13 protein-coding genes are annotated in these 16,935 nt (G+C 48.4%); 3 read left to right on the top strand and 10 right to left on the bottom strand.

Translation table 11 applies throughout. From position 1 onward, the window contains the following. Positions 1-73: 73 nt before the first annotated feature. From ACO08K_RS05775 to ACO08K_RS05755, 5 genes are all read right to left on the bottom strand, one after another. Positions 74-1,750 carry an ABC1 kinase family protein gene (locus ACO08K_RS05775; protein WP_421795448.1) on the bottom strand — a complete coding sequence of 559 codons (1,677 nt, stop codon included), beginning with the start codon at positions 1,748-1,750 and terminating at the stop codon, positions 74-76. Positions 1,751-2,088: 338 nt separating this feature from the next. Next, positions 2,089-2,958 (bottom strand): alpha/beta hydrolase, encoded by an 870-nt coding sequence (locus tag ACO08K_RS05770; RefSeq protein ID WP_421795447.1) that lies wholly within the window; start codon positions 2,956-2,958, stop codon positions 2,089-2,091. A gap of 39 nt (positions 2,959-2,997) precedes the next feature. After that, complete coding sequence (locus tag ACO08K_RS05765; protein WP_421795446.1) at positions 2,998-3,852, bottom strand: DMT family transporter; 855 nt, start codon at positions 3,850-3,852, stop codon at positions 2,998-3,000. An 82-nt stretch (positions 3,853-3,934) separates the two neighbouring features. After that, positions 3,935-5,443, bottom strand: coding sequence for a M28 family peptidase (locus tag ACO08K_RS05760; protein WP_421795445.1), 1,509 nt, complete (start codon positions 5,441-5,443; stop codon positions 3,935-3,937). Positions 5,444-5,628: 185 nt separating this feature from the next. Further along, on the bottom strand, positions 5,629-6,096 hold the full coding sequence (locus tag ACO08K_RS05755) for a hypothetical protein (protein WP_421795444.1): 468 nt from the start codon (positions 6,094-6,096) through the stop codon (positions 5,629-5,631). A 313-nt stretch (positions 6,097-6,409) separates the two neighbouring features. Between ACO08K_RS05755 and ACO08K_RS05750 the strand changes: the two genes are divergently transcribed. Next, on the top strand, positions 6,410-7,816 hold the full coding sequence (locus ACO08K_RS05750) for an arginine decarboxylase (RefSeq protein WP_421795443.1): 1,407 nt from the start codon (positions 6,410-6,412) through the stop codon (positions 7,814-7,816). A gap of 33 nt (positions 7,817-7,849) precedes the next feature. Next, on the top strand, positions 7,850-8,368 hold the full coding sequence (locus ACO08K_RS05745; protein WP_421795442.1) for a hypothetical protein: 519 nt from the start codon (positions 7,850-7,852) through the stop codon (positions 8,366-8,368). A 124-nt stretch (positions 8,369-8,492) separates the two neighbouring features. Here ACO08K_RS05745 and ACO08K_RS05740 read toward each other — a convergent pair whose 3' ends face one another. Beyond that, positions 8,493-10,721: a T9SS type A sorting domain-containing protein gene (locus tag ACO08K_RS05740; protein ID WP_421795441.1), complete on the bottom strand. Its 2,229-nt coding sequence runs from the start codon at positions 10,719-10,721 to the stop codon at positions 8,493-8,495. A 257-nt stretch (positions 10,722-10,978) separates the two neighbouring features. Here ACO08K_RS05740 and ACO08K_RS05735 point away from each other — a divergent pair, with 257 nt between their 5' ends. Further along, positions 10,979-11,641: a DUF6629 family protein gene (locus ACO08K_RS05735; RefSeq protein ID WP_421795440.1), complete on the top strand. Its 663-nt coding sequence runs from the start codon at positions 10,979-10,981 to the stop codon at positions 11,639-11,641. A 16-nt stretch (positions 11,642-11,657) separates the two neighbouring features. On the opposite strand, the gene ACO08K_RS05730 is transcribed toward ACO08K_RS05735, so the two are convergent. The 4 genes from ACO08K_RS05730 to ACO08K_RS05715 form a co-directional block, all read right to left on the bottom strand. Further along, a complete protein-coding gene (locus ACO08K_RS05730; protein WP_421795439.1) occupies positions 11,658-13,100 on the bottom strand; it encodes a hypothetical protein in 1,443 nt (480 codons plus the stop codon). 246 nt (positions 13,101-13,346) lie between these two features. Beyond that, positions 13,347-14,357 (bottom strand): NAD-dependent epimerase/dehydratase family protein, encoded by a 1,011-nt coding sequence (locus ACO08K_RS05725; protein ID WP_421795438.1) that lies wholly within the window; start codon positions 14,355-14,357, stop codon positions 13,347-13,349. Positions 14,358-14,373: 16 nt separating this feature from the next. Further along, positions 14,374-16,032 (bottom strand): fatty acid CoA ligase family protein, encoded by a 1,659-nt coding sequence (locus ACO08K_RS05720; protein WP_421795437.1) that lies wholly within the window; start codon positions 16,030-16,032, stop codon positions 14,374-14,376. Between the two features lies 1 nt (position 16,033). Continuing rightward, positions 16,034-16,921, bottom strand: coding sequence for an alpha/beta fold hydrolase (locus ACO08K_RS05715; protein ID WP_421795436.1), 888 nt, complete (start codon positions 16,919-16,921; stop codon positions 16,034-16,036). Positions 16,922-16,935: the final 14 nt, after the last annotated feature.

Below are 16,935 nucleotides of genomic sequence, written 5' to 3'. Positions count from 1 at the left end.
TGAAGAAGCCGACTGCTCAGGTGATTGTGGAGATGAAAAGGGTGATTCTGGGGTTTGGGGGTTCACACCCAATCTAGTCCATCCCCCGAAAAATCCTTCCCCCCTTCCGCCAGGCCCCCAAAAACAACCAGCCAAACACGAGCGCGGCCCCATACGCCCACCATGCCGAATTCGGCTCCTCAATCTTCAAGAACCATTGCGCCAAAACTACCGATGCCAAACCCATCAAGGCCATCAACCATTGCCGGGCCGCCAAATACAACAACTTTGCCCCATCCCGAATATCCGGCGTGCGTACTTCCAACTGCCCTTTATTCGCTTTTTGTAAGGTTTTACGCAGCTCATCAGGCAGTGCCAGTAGATTGACTAGGGTACCTTGCAGGAGATTGCGGACAAAACCAAACCAGCCCCCCTGCTGGTCTTTGACCAACTCCGTGGCATAAGGGCGCACCACTTCCAATGGATTGAGTTTAGGATCAAGGGTATTGCAGATGCCCAACAACAAGGTCAAAGCCCGGTTGAGCAAAATCCAGTCTTTGGGCACCGTTACTGTGCCCGTGATTCCGCTGATGCCGATGTCCTGGATCAGGGCAACCATGCTGTTGTTGAAAGGATTGACCTCAATATCTTTAAAATTCAAACCATCCAGTTTGATTTCATTTTGCAGGAAGTTACGCATGGCCTCAATCATCTTTTCGGCCATTTGTTCCGCTTCACGGCCATCCGCCAGGAAGCCCATCAGGCGCACTGCTTCGACGATGCCCTGGGTATCGTTTTTTACGGCGGATTCGATCAGTTTGGGAATGCCTTCCTTGAGGGCAGGGCTGAGTTGTCCGGTGGCACCAAAATCGAGTAGAACCAGGGTGCCGTCTTTTTGTACCAAAATATTGCCCGGGTGGGGATCGGCGTGGTAAAAACCGTCCTTCAGCACCATTTTGCTGTAAGCCCGCAAGAGGGTACTGGCCAAGGCCCGACGATCCAGTTTCCAGGAATCAATTTGTTCCAGGTTGGAAATTTTGACTCCATCGTGCCAGGTGCTGGTCATAACCCGAGTAGCCGAATAAGTGGGGTGAATTAGGGGAATATTTAAACCCGCTAGATCTTGTAAATTGATGCGGATTTTTTCCATAGCCAGCGCCTCTTTGCGAAAATCCAGCTCCTCCTCAATCATCAACTTGACTTGGGTGTACACATAATCCATGCCCTTGATGTTGTAAAACCAGGCGCTGACTTGAATCAAACGGCGGATGATTTCAAGGTCGATGCGGGCAGTCGCTTCGATGCCCATGTGTTGGACTTTGACCACCGCTTCGGTGCCGTCGGGCAGTTGGGCGCGGTGCGCCTGGCCAATGGAAGCTGCAGCCAGTGGCTCTAAGTCAAAACGAGTGAATAACTCTTCAGGGTATTTTCCCAATTCGCTCCGCACGCGCTCGCGTACCTGCTCGTAGGGGCGGGCGGGGATTTTGTCCTGTAATTCTTCCAGCGGTTTTTGAAAGGTCTCCGGCAAAAAATTGCTGAGGATGGACAACATCTGCCCAATTTTGATGAACAGTCCATCTAGCTCCAGAATCGCTCGTTTGACCCGCTCGGCATTGCGGACGTGCAGCTGTTCAATGCGCAGCTCGTAATAGCGTTGCCCAAAGAGGCGCTTGCCGAGGAATAACCCCGCATAACTCAGCATGACCTGAAGGGCAGTGCGGTAAGCTTTGCGGAATCGTTGACCGCCGGTGAGAACTTTTTTGCTAGACATGTGATGGTTTTAGGTAGGTTGAGGAAATTGAGAACAGGAGTCATCCCGAATTTTCGGGATGACAAACCGCGGATGCGGTTGAATTTATAATAGCCCCGGTCGTCCGGGGTCATTTTGGTAGCACAAGGTTTCGCAACCGCGGATGCGGTTGAACTTTTTGCTCAATTGAGTTCAACCACTGCCGTGGTTGCCGCCAATTTGACCCAACTATTTACCCCGGACGACCGGGGCTATTATTAATTCAATCGCTCCGCGATTAGGTTTATGTCCGATTTTGACTTTTCAAAAATTCGGGATGACTTATGTTCCTCAACATCCCTCAACCCCCTTCAGACACCTTATTTCAAAGTTCCGTTGCCCTTCCACACCTTCTGAAAAAACGCAACATGATCTGGCAAGGCATTTTGCCAATAATCCCAGGTATGTGCGCCGGGGCGCTCGGTGTATTCGTGTGGGGTTTTGTTGTACAAAAGGCGGCGATGCAATTCCCGGTTGGGGGCGATCAGGAAGTCGTCTACGCCGCAATCGAATTTGATGGGCAGCCCGTTGGCTTTCATTTTATCGGCCATGTTCACCACCGAGTTGTTGTAGTAGAAGGCTGGATTTTCTGCTTTGGGTGGCCAAACGTTGACTTGACGGTCGGCAATGGCTTTGCGGCGCTCGGGGGTGACATCCCAATTGTCGGTATTGATGTCCAAGGCCCCACTCATGCTGCCTACGGCGCAAAAAAGCTGTGGATTGCGGGTGGCGAGGTACATAGCGCCATGCCCACCCATACTCAGGCCACAAATGACCCGACCGGTCTTTTCTTTGATGCTGCGGTAGGAGCCATCCACTTTGGCGATGACTTCTTTGGTAATGAAACTTTCGTATTGGCTGGCTGGATTGACCGGACTATCCAGGTAATACCCACCAATGCCACCTTCGGGCAGTACGATAATGATGTTGTATTCATCACAGATGCGGTGGACAAGGCTTTTGTCCGCTGGCGCCATCAACCAATCGCTGAATTTGCCGTAACCTCCATGCAACAAATACATGGTTGGATAAGTAGCTTGGCCACTTTGGTACCCTCTCGGGGTAACCACCGCGATTTTGACTTTGCGCTGCAAGAATGTGCTGGTGATTTCAACGGTATCGACCTTGGCGGCATAAATAGTCAGACTGAAGCTGATGCAGCAAATGGAGAGTAAGAACTGTTTGAACATGTTAATTGTGTCGGTTTTATGTTTGTTTAAAGGTAGTTTTTAAAGTTGAACTTCTGGCTTTTGTCGCCCCTTTTCTCCCACAATCACTTGCACCGCCAGCATGCTCAAAATTACCAGGCCACCTATTATGGTCCACATACCAGGCTTTTCCCCATATCCAATAAAAACCCAAACGGGATTTAAAATCGGCTCCATCATGGCCAATAGCACACTCTCGATGGCCAGGGTGCGTTTGAGCCCGTAATTGAACAACATGTAACCTACTCCAATTTGAATAACGCCCAAAATGAAAAACAAGGTCCAATGCTCTAAAGTGGGTGTGGCTGATTTTAAATACCAGGGCAAACAAATTAGCGCGATGAAGATGTTGCCCCAAAACAGACCTGCATCGTAATGTTCAATTCGATTAAAGCGCTGGGTGATCATCATGGCTGCCAGCAGGACGCCAGACAAGAGTGCAATGAGGTTGCCTTGAACATTTCCCCCACCCAAATCTTCGGCAAAAAAGAGCAACATACCCACAAAACAGACGACCACAGTTATGATGTTCAGCCGGGTCAGTTTAAACTTGAATAAGATGGGTTCCAGCAAAAATACGTAGATCGGCGCGGTGTATTGCAACAAAACGGCATTGGCCGCGGTGGTGGTTTTGGTGGCGACCACAAAACAAAAGGCCAATCCGGCGTATTGCAAACCAACGGCACCGATGATTGGAGTCAAGGTGAGTGCCCGCTGCCGGAAGAAGGCCAAAAAGGTCAGCGCAGCAAAAATCGAGCGGTAAAACAGGATGGTGTACGGATCGTAAGGCAGCAATTTGATGCACAAACCGCCGGTGCTCCAGACGGTCGCCCCGATGAGTACGGCAAGGATGCCGAGGGTGTGTTGGTTTTTCATGTTGTTTGGAAAGTTGGAGGGTTAAAATTAATGGTTACTGAGCGTAGCCGAAGTGCCATTAATTTTAACCCCTTCAACTTCATTATTTCTTATACAGTTCCATCCCTGCCTTCTCATACTTATCGCCCGCCTTCCACTGTGGCCGCTGTGCATTGTCGGCAATGAGGCGCGCCAGATTGGCAAAGGATTGGCAATACTTGAGGAAGTAAGGCAGGTCTACCGATTCGGCATGGTCGGCTACCTGGTGGTAATACTTGGCGATGACGTCGTCAAACTTGGTGATACCCGGGCTGAAATCCAGGGCAGGTACCCCTTTTACGGCAAAAGACACGTTGTCAGAGCGGTCGAAGAGGTTTTGCTCAGGAGCAGGTTCTGGAAAAACCTTCAATCCCACACTATTGGCCGCTTGCTCAATGAGGGCATCGGTACCTGTGCGACTCCAGCCGATGATGGAGATGTGTTCGGTGCTGTTGTAGCCCGCCCCATCGGTATTGAGGTTGAAAATACACTTGTTGAGGGGAATCAGTGGGTTTTCGGCATAATACTGGCTGCCCAAGAGTCCCAGTTCCTCGCCCGTTACCGCCAATACAATCACTGAACGTTTAGGCTTTTGTAAAGACAAAGCTTTCGCGGCAGTGAGCAGTGCCACCGTACCCATTGCATTGTCGCGGGCACCGTTGAAGATGCTGTCTTCCTTGGAATAAGCGCCACCACCTTCTTTGCCAATGCCCACGTGGTCGTAGTGCGCACTGATGATGATGTATTCGTCTTTGAGTTGTGGGTCGCTACCTTCGAGTACACCCACCACGTTTTGGCTGGGTACCATACGCCGGGTAAAGCCAGAGTTACTCAGATTGGCCTTGAGTTTTTTGCCCTCCTGCAAATCCTTGATGTCACTGACCGTATTTTTTTCTTTCAACCAGCCGTAGAACATTTTATTGGAGGCTTTAGGGCCTTCTTTCGGAGCTACGCCCAGGCTTTCTTTGCCAAAATAGCTGGTGAAAAAATTCCAGGGGAAAGACAAGCGGTACAACTCGATCAGACCCGCCGCGCCACGCTCATAAGCCCAATCGCGTTTTTTCGCCATAGCCCGAAAAACGGCTTGTGGCGAGGTTTCATTGGGTGCGCCAGGCAGTACAACGACCAGCTTACCTTTGACATCTTTGCCTTTGTAATCGTCTTGTCCGGTTTTTTCATCGATCCAGCCATTGCCGGCAAACACTACGTCCAGTTTGCTGAGATTGGTGGGATCACCCGTCATCACGATGAAGTCTTCTTTGAATTTGTATTCGGTTTTACCAATCATCAAACTGGCGGAAACTGGAGGTGTATTAGCTTGAAAATCAATGGACTGGAAGTAGGAATTCAGGCCCGGAGCCATGGAGTAGCCGTAAGTCCGCAGGTGCTCTGCGATGTAGCGGGCAGCAATCAGGTTCCCTTGAGAGCCAGTCCGGCGTCCGCCTAATTCATCCGATGCCAAAAAGCGCAGGGGAATTTCGACTTCGGATTGGGCAATAGCGAATTCGGGCGCTTTTTGGGCGCTGGCGTACAGGCTAAAGCCCAGGAGGAGGAGAATGAGTGGTTTTTTCATAAATCTGGTTGTTAAGAGGTTCCATGTTTCGCTGGTACAAGTCTCCAGACTTGTACCAATATCAACACGTCTCTGACGTGTATTTGCTCAATATTTTTGCATTGCGCATGCGTCAGAGACGCGAAAATGTTGGTACAAGTCTGGAGACTTGTACCAGCTATGGACTTGTACCAGCCAGGGAATTCCTAAAGAAGGATCTTCTCCAAATTGGCTGGAGAGTAATTGATTGATTTTAAGGTTTTATCGTCATCCTTGCGGTACACCAAAAAGTAGGGTGGTACCTCCCGGATGTAACTTTCTACACCGCGTTCCTGCTGATAATAGGCAGCGGTTGCTTGAGCCTCACCCAGGGTTTTGCATACCTTACTCATGTTGGAGCGCTGTACTTCGTCGAAGAGTTCGCGGAATTTTTCACCCATACCAAACTCCAGCACCGCTCCACTGAGTACATATTGAATGTCGCAAAGGGCGTCGGCAATTTCAACCAAGTCACCTTTAGCGATAGCCGATTTTAGTTCGGCTACTTCTTCCTCCAACAGGGCTACCCGCAGGCGGCAGCGCGCTTCGGAGGGGATGGTGGGTTGGGGTTCGATGGGGTGCTGGAAGGTACGGTGGAATTCTGCCACTTGATTGAGGGCGTCGAGTTGCTGCATGGTGTCTTTTTTTAGCGCCACAATTTACACGATTTCACCAGAATTCATGGGCGCAAGTCGTCGAGTCAACTTTACAATTTTATTTCGTTTGTGTTCCTTAGCTTTGCAGCGCTTTTTAAGGAACGGAAATGAAATAAAGTAAACAAGTTAACTTGGCTGTTTTTTGATTTGGCAAGGCAGGTGGAAGGCGCATAGTGAACTACGCAACTGACGAGTAACGCAGCAAAATCAATAAAGAGCTTGTCAAGTGTTTACTTTATTTCACTTCCGTTCCTAAGCATGTTTGATCAACCATTAAAAATCTCTGGCCAAAGTGAACGGAACCAACAGATACTTCGATCTGATCGATCAGACCTTTTATTTTCCACAAGAAGGGTTTGACATCGATGTCAATGGTTATTTGGTGTTCAACGGTGTACCACTTATGTACCTCATTGAAAAGTATGGTACTCCACTGAAGCTCACCTACTTGCCCAAAATTGGCGCTCAAATCAAAAAGGCGCGCAATTTGTTCACGCGAGCCATGAAGTCGCTCAACTACAATGGCAAATACCAGTACTGCTATTGTACCAAAAGCAATCACTTTAGCTATATCCTGGAAGAGGCGATCAAACACGAGGTGCAATTGGAAACCTCCTCGGCCTTTGACATCGACCTGATTCGGAAGTTGCACAAAAAGGGGCTGATCGACAAGAGCATCACCATTGTGTGCAATGGTTTTAAACCCGATCACTACAAGCAGCGCATCATCGATTTGATCCACGACGGTTTTGAAAACGTGATCCCGGTTTGTGACAACATTGATGAAATTGAATACTACGACCAACATTTAAAGGGTCAGTGCAAAATTGGCATTCGGGTAGCAACGGAAGAGGAGCCCAATTTTGAATTTTATACCTCCCGCCTCGGCATCCGCAACTCGGATGTGATGACTTTTTTTAGAGAAAAAATCAAAGACAATCCCAAATTCAAACTCACTTTGCTGCATTTTTTTGTCGATACCGGCATCAAAGACAGCTTGTACTACTGGGGTGAATTGCGCAAAGCGGTGCGCATGTACGCCAATTTGCGCCGCGAATCGGAAGATCTGGGAATCCTGAACATCGGCGGGGGTATGCCCATCCGCAATTCTCTGGGCTTTGAGTTCGACTACAAATACATGATCAAGGAGATTGTCAAAACCATTCTCCAGGCTTGCCAGAAAGAGCAAGTACCAGAGCCGGATATTTTCACCGAATTTGGTAAATACACGGTAGGGGAGAGTGGGGCAACGCTTTTTTCGGTACTCACCCAAAAGCAACAAAACGACGCGGAGCGTTGGTATATGATCGACAACTCCTTGATGACCACCCTGCCCGACGTATGGGGCATCGGCGAGCGCTTTATTTTGCTGCCCATCAACAAGTGGTACAACGAATACCAAAGGGTCAACATCGGCGGCTTGAGTTGTGACAACTCGGATTATTACAACGCAGAGGTCAACCAGGCTCAGGTGTACCTGCCCGCTTTTGAAAACGGTGATCCAGAGCGTTTGTTCCTAGGTTTTTTCCATACTGGAGCCTATCAGGACCAAATCAGCGGCTACGGTGGAATCAAACATTGTCTGATCCCTTCCCCCAAACATATCCTGATTTACAAAGACCCACAGGGGAACATCGTGGATCGTTTGTACCAACCTGAACAAACTTCTGAGGAGATGTTGGAAATATTGGGCTACTAAATACGTTTATAAGTATTGCTAAAACACCTAAACATGAAAAGCCATATTATCCTTGAACCCGCTACGGGTAAGTTGTTCTTGTTGGATGAACAGGGACAGGTTCAAATTTTTGACCTGAACCCAGGCCTGCTCATCAGCCTGCAAGGAGCAGACCTGAACATCGCTCCAGTAGGGCCTTTGGCACCTGCTATGTTGGTGCGTACCACCATTTTGGACCCGGCCCAAGCCCATTTCAACGTCATTTTTGATGCCAATGCGCAAGTGTTGTCTATTGTGCTCACGCCCACTTTCCCAAGCTCGAGTTCATCCGCAGTAGCGGGTGGTGGCAAAATGAAGCTGGGCTCGGTAGATTTGACCTTGAGTAGAAATGTCCTGACGACAATGACGGCCAATTTGGGTGCTAGTGAGGAGGCGGGTCACGCTCCTAATGGTTCAGCTAGTCACTTGGAATGGTTGTTGTTGGATTTGACGCAGTTCAGTTTGGTGGTGGAATTGGTAGGCGGGCAGTTGCGTTTGAGTACTATCGCTGTGGGACAAGGAAACTTGGCTTGATGCTTTTCTAAAGTGATTCTTTAGTGTCTTTGGTTTCTTGGGTGGTGAAAAAAATAAAGCACATTTTTTAACCACCTAAGAAACCTAAGGCACTAAAGGAACACCTCAGATTGGGAATGCACAATTACTCTCCTCGCTTCACCAACTTTCCACTGAATACCTTTCCTTCGGTGCTGAGCCTGAAAATATAAACTCCCGGCGTCCAATCCCGAATCCGAATTTCATTGGAATACCGATTGATGCTTTGTTGCATCACCTGACGCCCGGCTAGATCAAAAACGCTCAAAAGCCCTTTCTCCTCGCTTAAACCGGGAATTGAAACCCAATCACTGGCGGGGTTGGGCACCAAGCTGAGCGCTTGATTGGCCAATGGCTCCCGTACTGGGGTTGTTTGGCTACTGCGGAAAGAAGTGGTATAAAGGCTCAAACCACCGCGCTGATTGCCCACCACCATGTCCAAAAATCCGTCACCATTGATGTCGGCCAGGTCGGCCTTGGTGCGTTTCCCCAGGTGAAGGTTCCCCAGTTCATTGTCTAATACCCTGAACGTATCCGTCAAAAAGCGTTCAATCTGGTCGTACATTTTTAGCTCACCCCGTTCTGTGCCCAGGATCAAGCGCATTTGTTGGGCCTGTTTGAAAAACAAGGGAGCACCGTAGCCATAAAAATTGACATAGTCATTTTGGTCACGGCCATTCACTCCACCCAGGCGCTGAATGGAAGGATCTTTGGCAAATTTTGCCACCTTGGAGGTTCCGGTGTTTTTAAAATAACTGATGTGCCCACTGCGGTTTCCTACGACTAAATCCAGAAGTTTGTCGCCGTCGATGTCCACAATTTGTGGGACTGCACCCTGACCAATGTCGATGTTCATGTATTTGGCCTGCCACAATCCAAATTTCATGGTTTGATTGGGTCCTGCAATGTTTTCGGCGTAGTACATTAACCCAAATTCAGAGCCCACCAGGATATCCAGGTCATTGTCTCCATCCAAATCACCAAAAGTGGGAGCCAGTGCATAATTTTCTTTGTTGTACTGGTTCATCCCCAACCAGTCCCGATCCACCAGGCGGTATTTTGGTTTTTGGGTAGTGCCTACATTTTGAAACAAGGTCAAACCAATCGAGCGCTGACCCTGAGGCAAAAAACGAGCGCCATTGCCCACCACCAAATCCATCAGGCCATCGGCATTGTAATCGACAAAACTGGGGTAGGCGCCAGTCCCCAGGTCAATCATGTCTTTGACCAAAAAATTGTCTTGTTTGAATTTGAATTCCGGGCTTGCTGTAGTGCCCTTGTTCTCATACACCCACAGTACATTTAAGTCTTCTGAACCATTGTTCTCATTGGGAGCTACCAATACTTCTTTGGTGCCGTCGTTGTTGATGTCCACCAAATAAACTGCCGGGAAAATAGGCAGGTCTACACCCTTGTCGTTGCCGGGAAAACGAGGGTCTTGCTTGTTGAACCAGGCTTGTTTGCAGGTGCCGCCATTGGTCAGGAGGTTGATGTTGTTGTAAGAAACGTCGCCCACAAAAAGGTCGACATCTCCATCCTTATCGATGTCGGCGGTGGTCAAGGTAGAACCAGCATGGCGAAAATCTACCGAGGCCACATTGGATTGGTAACACTGCCCCGGAGCAGCGGCGAGGCCCATGTTGGCGCTCAGGCCATCTTCATAGATGCCGCCCCAACAATTGGTTTGTAAGTTGAAAAGCATACTGTCGCGGCCAAATCCCTTTTCGACCGACTGGTTTTGGTAAAATTCGACGTAGCCGCCGGAAATATTGAAGGTGATGATGTCCAAATCTGAATCACAGTCCACGTCATCAATGGCGGGGATGTCGATCCGGGATATGTAGATTTGTGATTTCCCGCCGGAGCGCAGGGGGAAATAGGCCAAATTGAAGGGTCCACCAAAATGGTAACGCCGAAACGCCAACTTGTTGTCCTTCCAATACCCGGTGAAAGCAGTCATGCCATCAATACCTACCACATCGGAATAGGCGATGATGTCGGCAATGCCATCTCCGTTGTAATCGCGGAGCATACTCCAATCGGTCAAGGCCGGGAAGTTTTGCACCAGTTCGGGGGCAAATACATACTGGGTACCTTGCCGCCGATAGGCCAGATGCAGGTTGGAGGTACGGTCAAAGATGTACAAATCGTTGAGCCCATCGTGGTTGAGGTCGGCTTCGGACAGCTGTGGACAGTTGAGCCCACCACCCCAGGGATTACTGAGTAAACCCGTTTCGGTTTCTACTTCAATGTTCAGGGGGGTAAAGGTTTGGGCAAAGGTGGCCTGTAACAACAGCAACCCTACCCAAGTCAGGCAGAACTTGATCCTCTTCATCTTTCTATGTTGTTTTGAACGGTATCCTTCCTGATAACGCAGGAAGCTGGTTTACCGTTTACAAAAGTGATGCCAAAAAGGATGGGAGAGGAATAAAAAATTAAAATAAATTTTAAAGTGTTGACTCTCGGACCCTAACCTGTAAGCAAAATAAAGGGTTGCCCAACAAGTACTGAATTTTACTGGTATTTCTGAAATGAATTTTTTAACTTAACGGAACGCATTGGTTTTTTGCAGGAATAATAAAATCAAGACTTATGTGTTTCTCAGCAAGTGCAAGTTTTGGAGCCGGAGTAATACTGGCTGGTGCAGGTTTCATTGCCATTAAAAAAAGTGAATCGCCTAAAATGTTGGCTTTTGCCAGTGTACCATTTTTGTTTGGCTTCCAGCAATGTTCAGAAGGGATGTTGTGGCTGAGCTTTACGCAACCAAAATTGGCTTCCTGGCACGATGTGTCGATGTACCTCTTTTTACTGATCTCCCAGGTGATTTGGCCTGTTCTGGCCCCATTTGCCCTTTGGTTGATTGAGCCCGATAAAGCCAGAAAAAAAATGATCTTCTATTTTATGTTGCTTGGTGGGGCCCTCTCCGCATATATGCTTTACTGCCTGTTTGTGCATGAGGCTTCGGCAATTGTTGAGTCCAAACACATTCGGTTCACTATACATTTCCCTTATCGGATTTTGCATCGGGGGGCCTATTTTTTGGCTACAGTAGTACCCATTTTTCTGTCCAGTATGAAATGGATGAAACTATTGGCTGTAACCATGTTGGGCTCTTTGGTCTTCTCGTTCATTGCATACACACACTATGTTATTTCTGTCTGGTGCTTCTTCGCGGCGATTTTGAGTGTGCAGGTTATTTTTATCATTGTTCAAAACAAGGGGACTATCGGCAGCCTTTCGATGAACAAAAGTTAGGTCATCGCAATCGGCATCACCTATTGCCAATAATCGTCCGCAACACTTCTGGCTCAACGTACAAACTTATTCTAGCCAATTGTTGGCTCAAACGCCCGAGGATATGCTGGTATAGAAATTCGGAATCTACCCCAAATGCACGGAAAGCCTGAATGAGTTGGTGGTCTTCGGTTTTGTCTGAGTAGACGGACCTTAAGATTTTTTTTAAAGCCATTTTGTTCCGAATGCGTTCCCATTTATTGCCTTTGCGGTAGAGCTCATTGTAGATGGCTACACACAGATCCATATGCCTTTTTTCATCCTGCTCTGCGATGGTTTTACAAATGCTACAGAACAAGGCATCGGGCATGTATTTTGCTGTACCAAAAAACTCAAGGGATGCCGCTCCGATCGCTTCAACAATCACGGCCAGAAAAAAGCCAGTGCTCGGTATCAGGCGTGCCAGCCACATGTAACGATTGGCACCCTTGATGAGGATGGGAGAAACAAATTCTTTGGCCTCCAGTTTTTCTACCAAAAAGCGACGAAAAGTAGCAGAATGTTTGGCTTCATCATTGATAAAAGTGGTCATTGCTTCCTGGATCTCACGGTGACGTTTGTAGTGGATGATGCCCATGGTCAAAGGGGCAATTGCACTCTGCTCCACTACCAAGGCGTGGTTGGCAATGTCTTTCAGTCCTCTAATTTGGCGTTTCCAGATCAAATCCTTCAGACGCAATAAATCCTGGGTATCCGTGGGTAATGCTTTAGCTTGTACAGTCCGCTGAATCAGTTTACGGGTTGCTTGCAAATCGTCCAGGATCAGGTGCTCTATAGCGTGAAGCTCAGCCTGGATTTTTGCTTTCAATTGTGTTGATTCCAGTACATATTGTTTGTCCAGTTGTTTGATTTTCAATTTAATTTGTTCGGTTTGACTGGCCAGGCGGGATAAGGTTTCAGTTTGATTTTGTTTTTCAGCTACAGTTTCCAGGTGCTTAACCTGGTTGCCTACCTTGAATAAACCTAACCTTTGTTGTTCACGCAAATCCAGAAGTTCACTCTGAAGAATTTCTACCTGATCCTTCATGGTGGAAATCGATATTTGGAGCTCCTTCAAGGGTGATTGAATGGATAAAGCCTGCTGAATGCTCGTTCGGTCGAAAGGAACACATTCCTCGATGCCTTTGAGTGCATCTTCATCCAGGGGTAACTGTTTTTGCTGGATTTGGTCTATTTTGTACGCAATGCTCCCTTCAATCATTGGTAAAACCATCAGACTGATTTTTGAAAAATCCTCAGGAGCAAGTTGATCCAAATGCTGCCTCAGGTTACTTCGAACATCCTGCCCCCAATCAAATGCGGTTTCTTTGTTCCAATATTTTTCCTCACAATCTTTGGTATACTGAGTAAAATCCCGAGTAGGAGTGATGTAATAATCTGGCCGCCCATTGGCAAGGAGGGTGTGAGGTTGATTTTTCACGATTGAATGAGGTTTACAGCCCAATAGCAACGCTACCAGCAGTGAATAAATAAGCACCTTCAAATCCATGCCGATTACCCACAATACCTACATACATTGTATGTTTTGTGGCTAAAATCGAGTATAAATCAATTGTTGGTGATTTTTAGGGCAATTGAGAGGCTTTGAGATAGGGTAAATAAAAATACGCATATTTTTCCCAAAATTCAGAATAATCTCAAGGGTGGCGGACAAAAAAATAGACACCTAAGTCAGGAAGTGATATGGATGATTCTCCTCAATCCAGGCTCTTAAATGCTTCAACCCATCCTCGATGGAGACGCTGGGCACATAGCCGAAATCCCGTTTGGCCGCAGAAATGTCGTACCAATGAGAACTCGCCAGGTGTTTCGCCACAAAGAGTGTCAGAGGGGGTTCCGACTGTACGTTGAATAGCCTGAAAGTATGCTGAAACAACCACCCCGCGAATAGTGCAACCTGGGGGCTGATGGTCTTGTTTACCGCAGGCCGACCGCAGGTGTCCAACAGCCGGTTGAAGAATTCTCTGATGCCAATCGGGTCATCCTGAGAAAGGAAATAGGCCTTACCTGCCACTGCGGCAGGATTGTTGAGCATGACCTCGAAGGCCTGCAAATGAGCCCTTGCAGCATTGTCAATGTAGATGGTGTCGATGCGGTATTTTTCGTCGCTGGGTAAACGCAGCCTGCCTTTGCTTTGTCGGAGGAGAAGACTGGGCAGGAAATGGAAATCTCCGGGACCCCAGATCAGGTGCGGCCGCAAGGAACAGGTGCGCAAGGATTCGCAGTTGGCTTTGAGTACGGCCTGTTCGGCGATGGCTTTGGTTTGGGGGTAATATGCGTCGAATTTGGGAGGGTAAGGCAGGCGCTCATCCTTGCCCTCAGAGCTACCATTGTAGACCACACTGGGCGAACTGGTGTAGATGAGGTAAGGTACCTGGAGTTCTGAGCAGGCTTTGAGCAGGTTTTCAGTGCCCCTCACGTTGGTCTCGTAAAAGGAGGCATAAGTTCCCCAATTGCCAATTTTACCCGCCGTGTGGAAAACGGCTTCACAGCCTCGCAGGGCAATTTTTAGCCTTGCATAGTCAGTGATATTTCCCTGGTGTTGAGAAACGCCCAACTTTTCCAGTGCTTCATACCTGCTCCGGGCATAGCTCAGTACCTCGTGGCCTTCCATCAACAATTGTTTCACAATGGCAAACCCTAAAAAACCACCACCGCCGGTTACCAATATTTTCATACCTTTTGATTGATGTTCATAATATCAATTGCCCTGTTGCCCAAATAGCCAGTTTTTCCCTGAATATTTTGGAATTGTGTCGAATATCTACCGGGAAAGAGGGATGAAAAAGAACGGTTTGGATGTCCTTGCTTAGCTCATTTTCGGAGGCCCATGCCAAAAGTTCTTCTTTGAGCTGCTGGGGGTTGGGATTGGTGGCGCCTTTGTCTATTTCAACGCAGAGAACTGCTTTTTTTCCTACCCCCACCAGTGCGGTACGATGCACTTGCGGATGTTTGTTAAAAATGGCTTCACATTGAACCGAATACAGTTCTTTGTCGGCCAACTTAATACGATGGGCTTTTCGTCCGCAAAACCAGAGCCTGCCTTCCGCATCTTGATACCCCAGGTCACCCATTCGGTGCCAGATGTGGTCGCCATCCTGGATTTTGGCCATTTGGGTGGCAGCATCCCGGTTAAAATAGGCCCTGGTCACATGTAGCCCTTTTACGGTGATTTCTCCAATTTCTCCTGGAGCCACTTTCAATTCATCTGACCAAAAAGCAATTGGTTCCTCCGTAATGCGGATTACTTGGACATCGAGGCCGTCCACTGGTTTGCCGATACAAATTCCTGCCCCATTTTCAGAGCTTTGCTGCACAGCTTCCTGCAAGAGCTCATGGCTGCCGATGGAGGCCACGGGCATAGCCTCGGTAGCGCCATAAGGGGTGAATATCTGGGTGTCGGGATTGAGCATGCAGGAAAAGCGCCGCAGCGCCTTGGCGGGAACTGGAGCACCTGCCGAAAGTACCCTTTTGAGGCTGGGGAGTTTGACCTGATTTGCCTCCCCATAGCGCCCCACCCGGTCAAGTAGTGCGGGGGAGCCAAACATACTGGTGACCTTGAACTGTTCTACCACCCGGATGATGCGCTGTGGGTCAACATCGGCTGGCCGGGTAGCATCCATGTCCGGGATGACAGTGCTCACGCCAATAATGGGGTTGAGTAGAGCAAAGGGTGGGAAAGTAGGTAGATCGATCTCATCGGGCCCGATGTTATAAGTTTTGCGAATAATTTCCACCTGCCGTCGCATAATGCCCTGAGTGGACATTACCCCTTTGGGAACTCCGGTTGAGCCACTGGTGAAGGAGATGCTGGCGAGGTCGTCGGGGTGGGTAGCAAAGTACTCAACAGGGTCTTTGGGGCTACAAGCTGCTTTGATTTTTTTTAAACTGTGCCCACCCCAGAATAGCCGCGGACCGATCGTTACCTTCTTTTTGATACTAGACTTTCCCCAACCCAGCAACACCCGTGCTACCTGAGCTTTGGTGATGCCGATAAATCCTACCGGGCTTACCTCTTCAATGCACTTTTTCAAGTTTTTGATCCCGATTCCGGGGTCGATCAGCACCGGGATGATCCCGGATTGGAGAAAGGCAAAAATGAGGCTGAAAAATTCAATTCCGGGGGGAACCATGAGCACAACCCTGTCTCCCGCCTGAAATCCCGAGGCCAACAAACTGCGGGAAAGGCAATTGGTTTCGTAGGCCAGTTCTTTAAAGCTGATTTTTCGATAAGGAATGGGGCCGCTTTTTGGCAAAGGTTTGCCGGGTTTTGCTGGCATGGCGATGGCCAACTTGTCTGGATGCGCTGCAGCGATTTCATATAATGCTGCTACGATATTGAAGGTCTCCATATCAATTGGCTAAAAAATCGTGGATCAATTTTCCGATTTCCTCTTGCGCATCCTCGAGCACGTAGTGACCGCAATCCTCAAAACGGTGCACCTGTGCCTGCGGTAGGTATTCGATCCATTTATTCAGGAAATGGATGTCAAAAACCTCGTCTTTTAGCCCCCAGGCGATGAGTACGGGGGTGTTTCGGAATAGGTAAAGGTGATTTTGTAAGTCTTCTACATAATCAAATCCTGGGTCACCTTTTTTGATTGGAATGTCTTGCACAAAACGCAGGGTCGCAATGCGATTCTGCCAGGAATTGTAAGGTGCGCAATAAGCCCGCCGCAATTCCCGGGACATCCTACTGCGTTTCACTCCAAGAATGGTAGCCGCAGCACTGAAGCCATTGAAGGCCCGAACCACAAAAGCCCCGATGAATGTGCGGGTTAAGTGGAGCAGCAGGGGCAAACGTTTGCCCTCCGGAATGTGGAACGCAGAGGTGTTCAGGATGACGATTTTTTTGATGGCTTCCGGGTGGCGACGTGCGTAACTCATCCCGATGGCCCCGCCCCAATCGTGTACAATGAGGGTGATATTCCGGTTAATGCCTTTGTTTTCTAGGAATTCCTCTAGGTCTTTGACCCGCTGGGGAAGAGTATAGCTGTAATTTGCATCATCTGGCTTGTCTGAATAACCCATGCCGATGTGATCAGGAGCAAGGCAGTGGTAAGCAGGAGATAGCTTTTGAATGAGTACCCGAAAATAAAAAGACCAGGAGGGATTGCCGTGGAGCATTAGCACCGGGTCTCCCTCACCCGCTTCAATGTAGTGATACTGATGACCCGCGATGGCCATGAATTGACTGGTGAATGGATATAATTCAGGGCTAACTTTTGTTGTGTTTTCCATATTTGGCAAGTTTG

The organism is Haliscomenobacter sp., from assembly GCF_965225875.1.
Classification (GTDB): domain Bacteria; phylum Bacteroidota; class Bacteroidia; order Chitinophagales; family Saprospiraceae; genus Haliscomenobacter.
The sequence above is the reverse complement of the archived record's forward strand: the minus strand, read 5'-3'. Positions and strand labels throughout refer to the sequence as shown.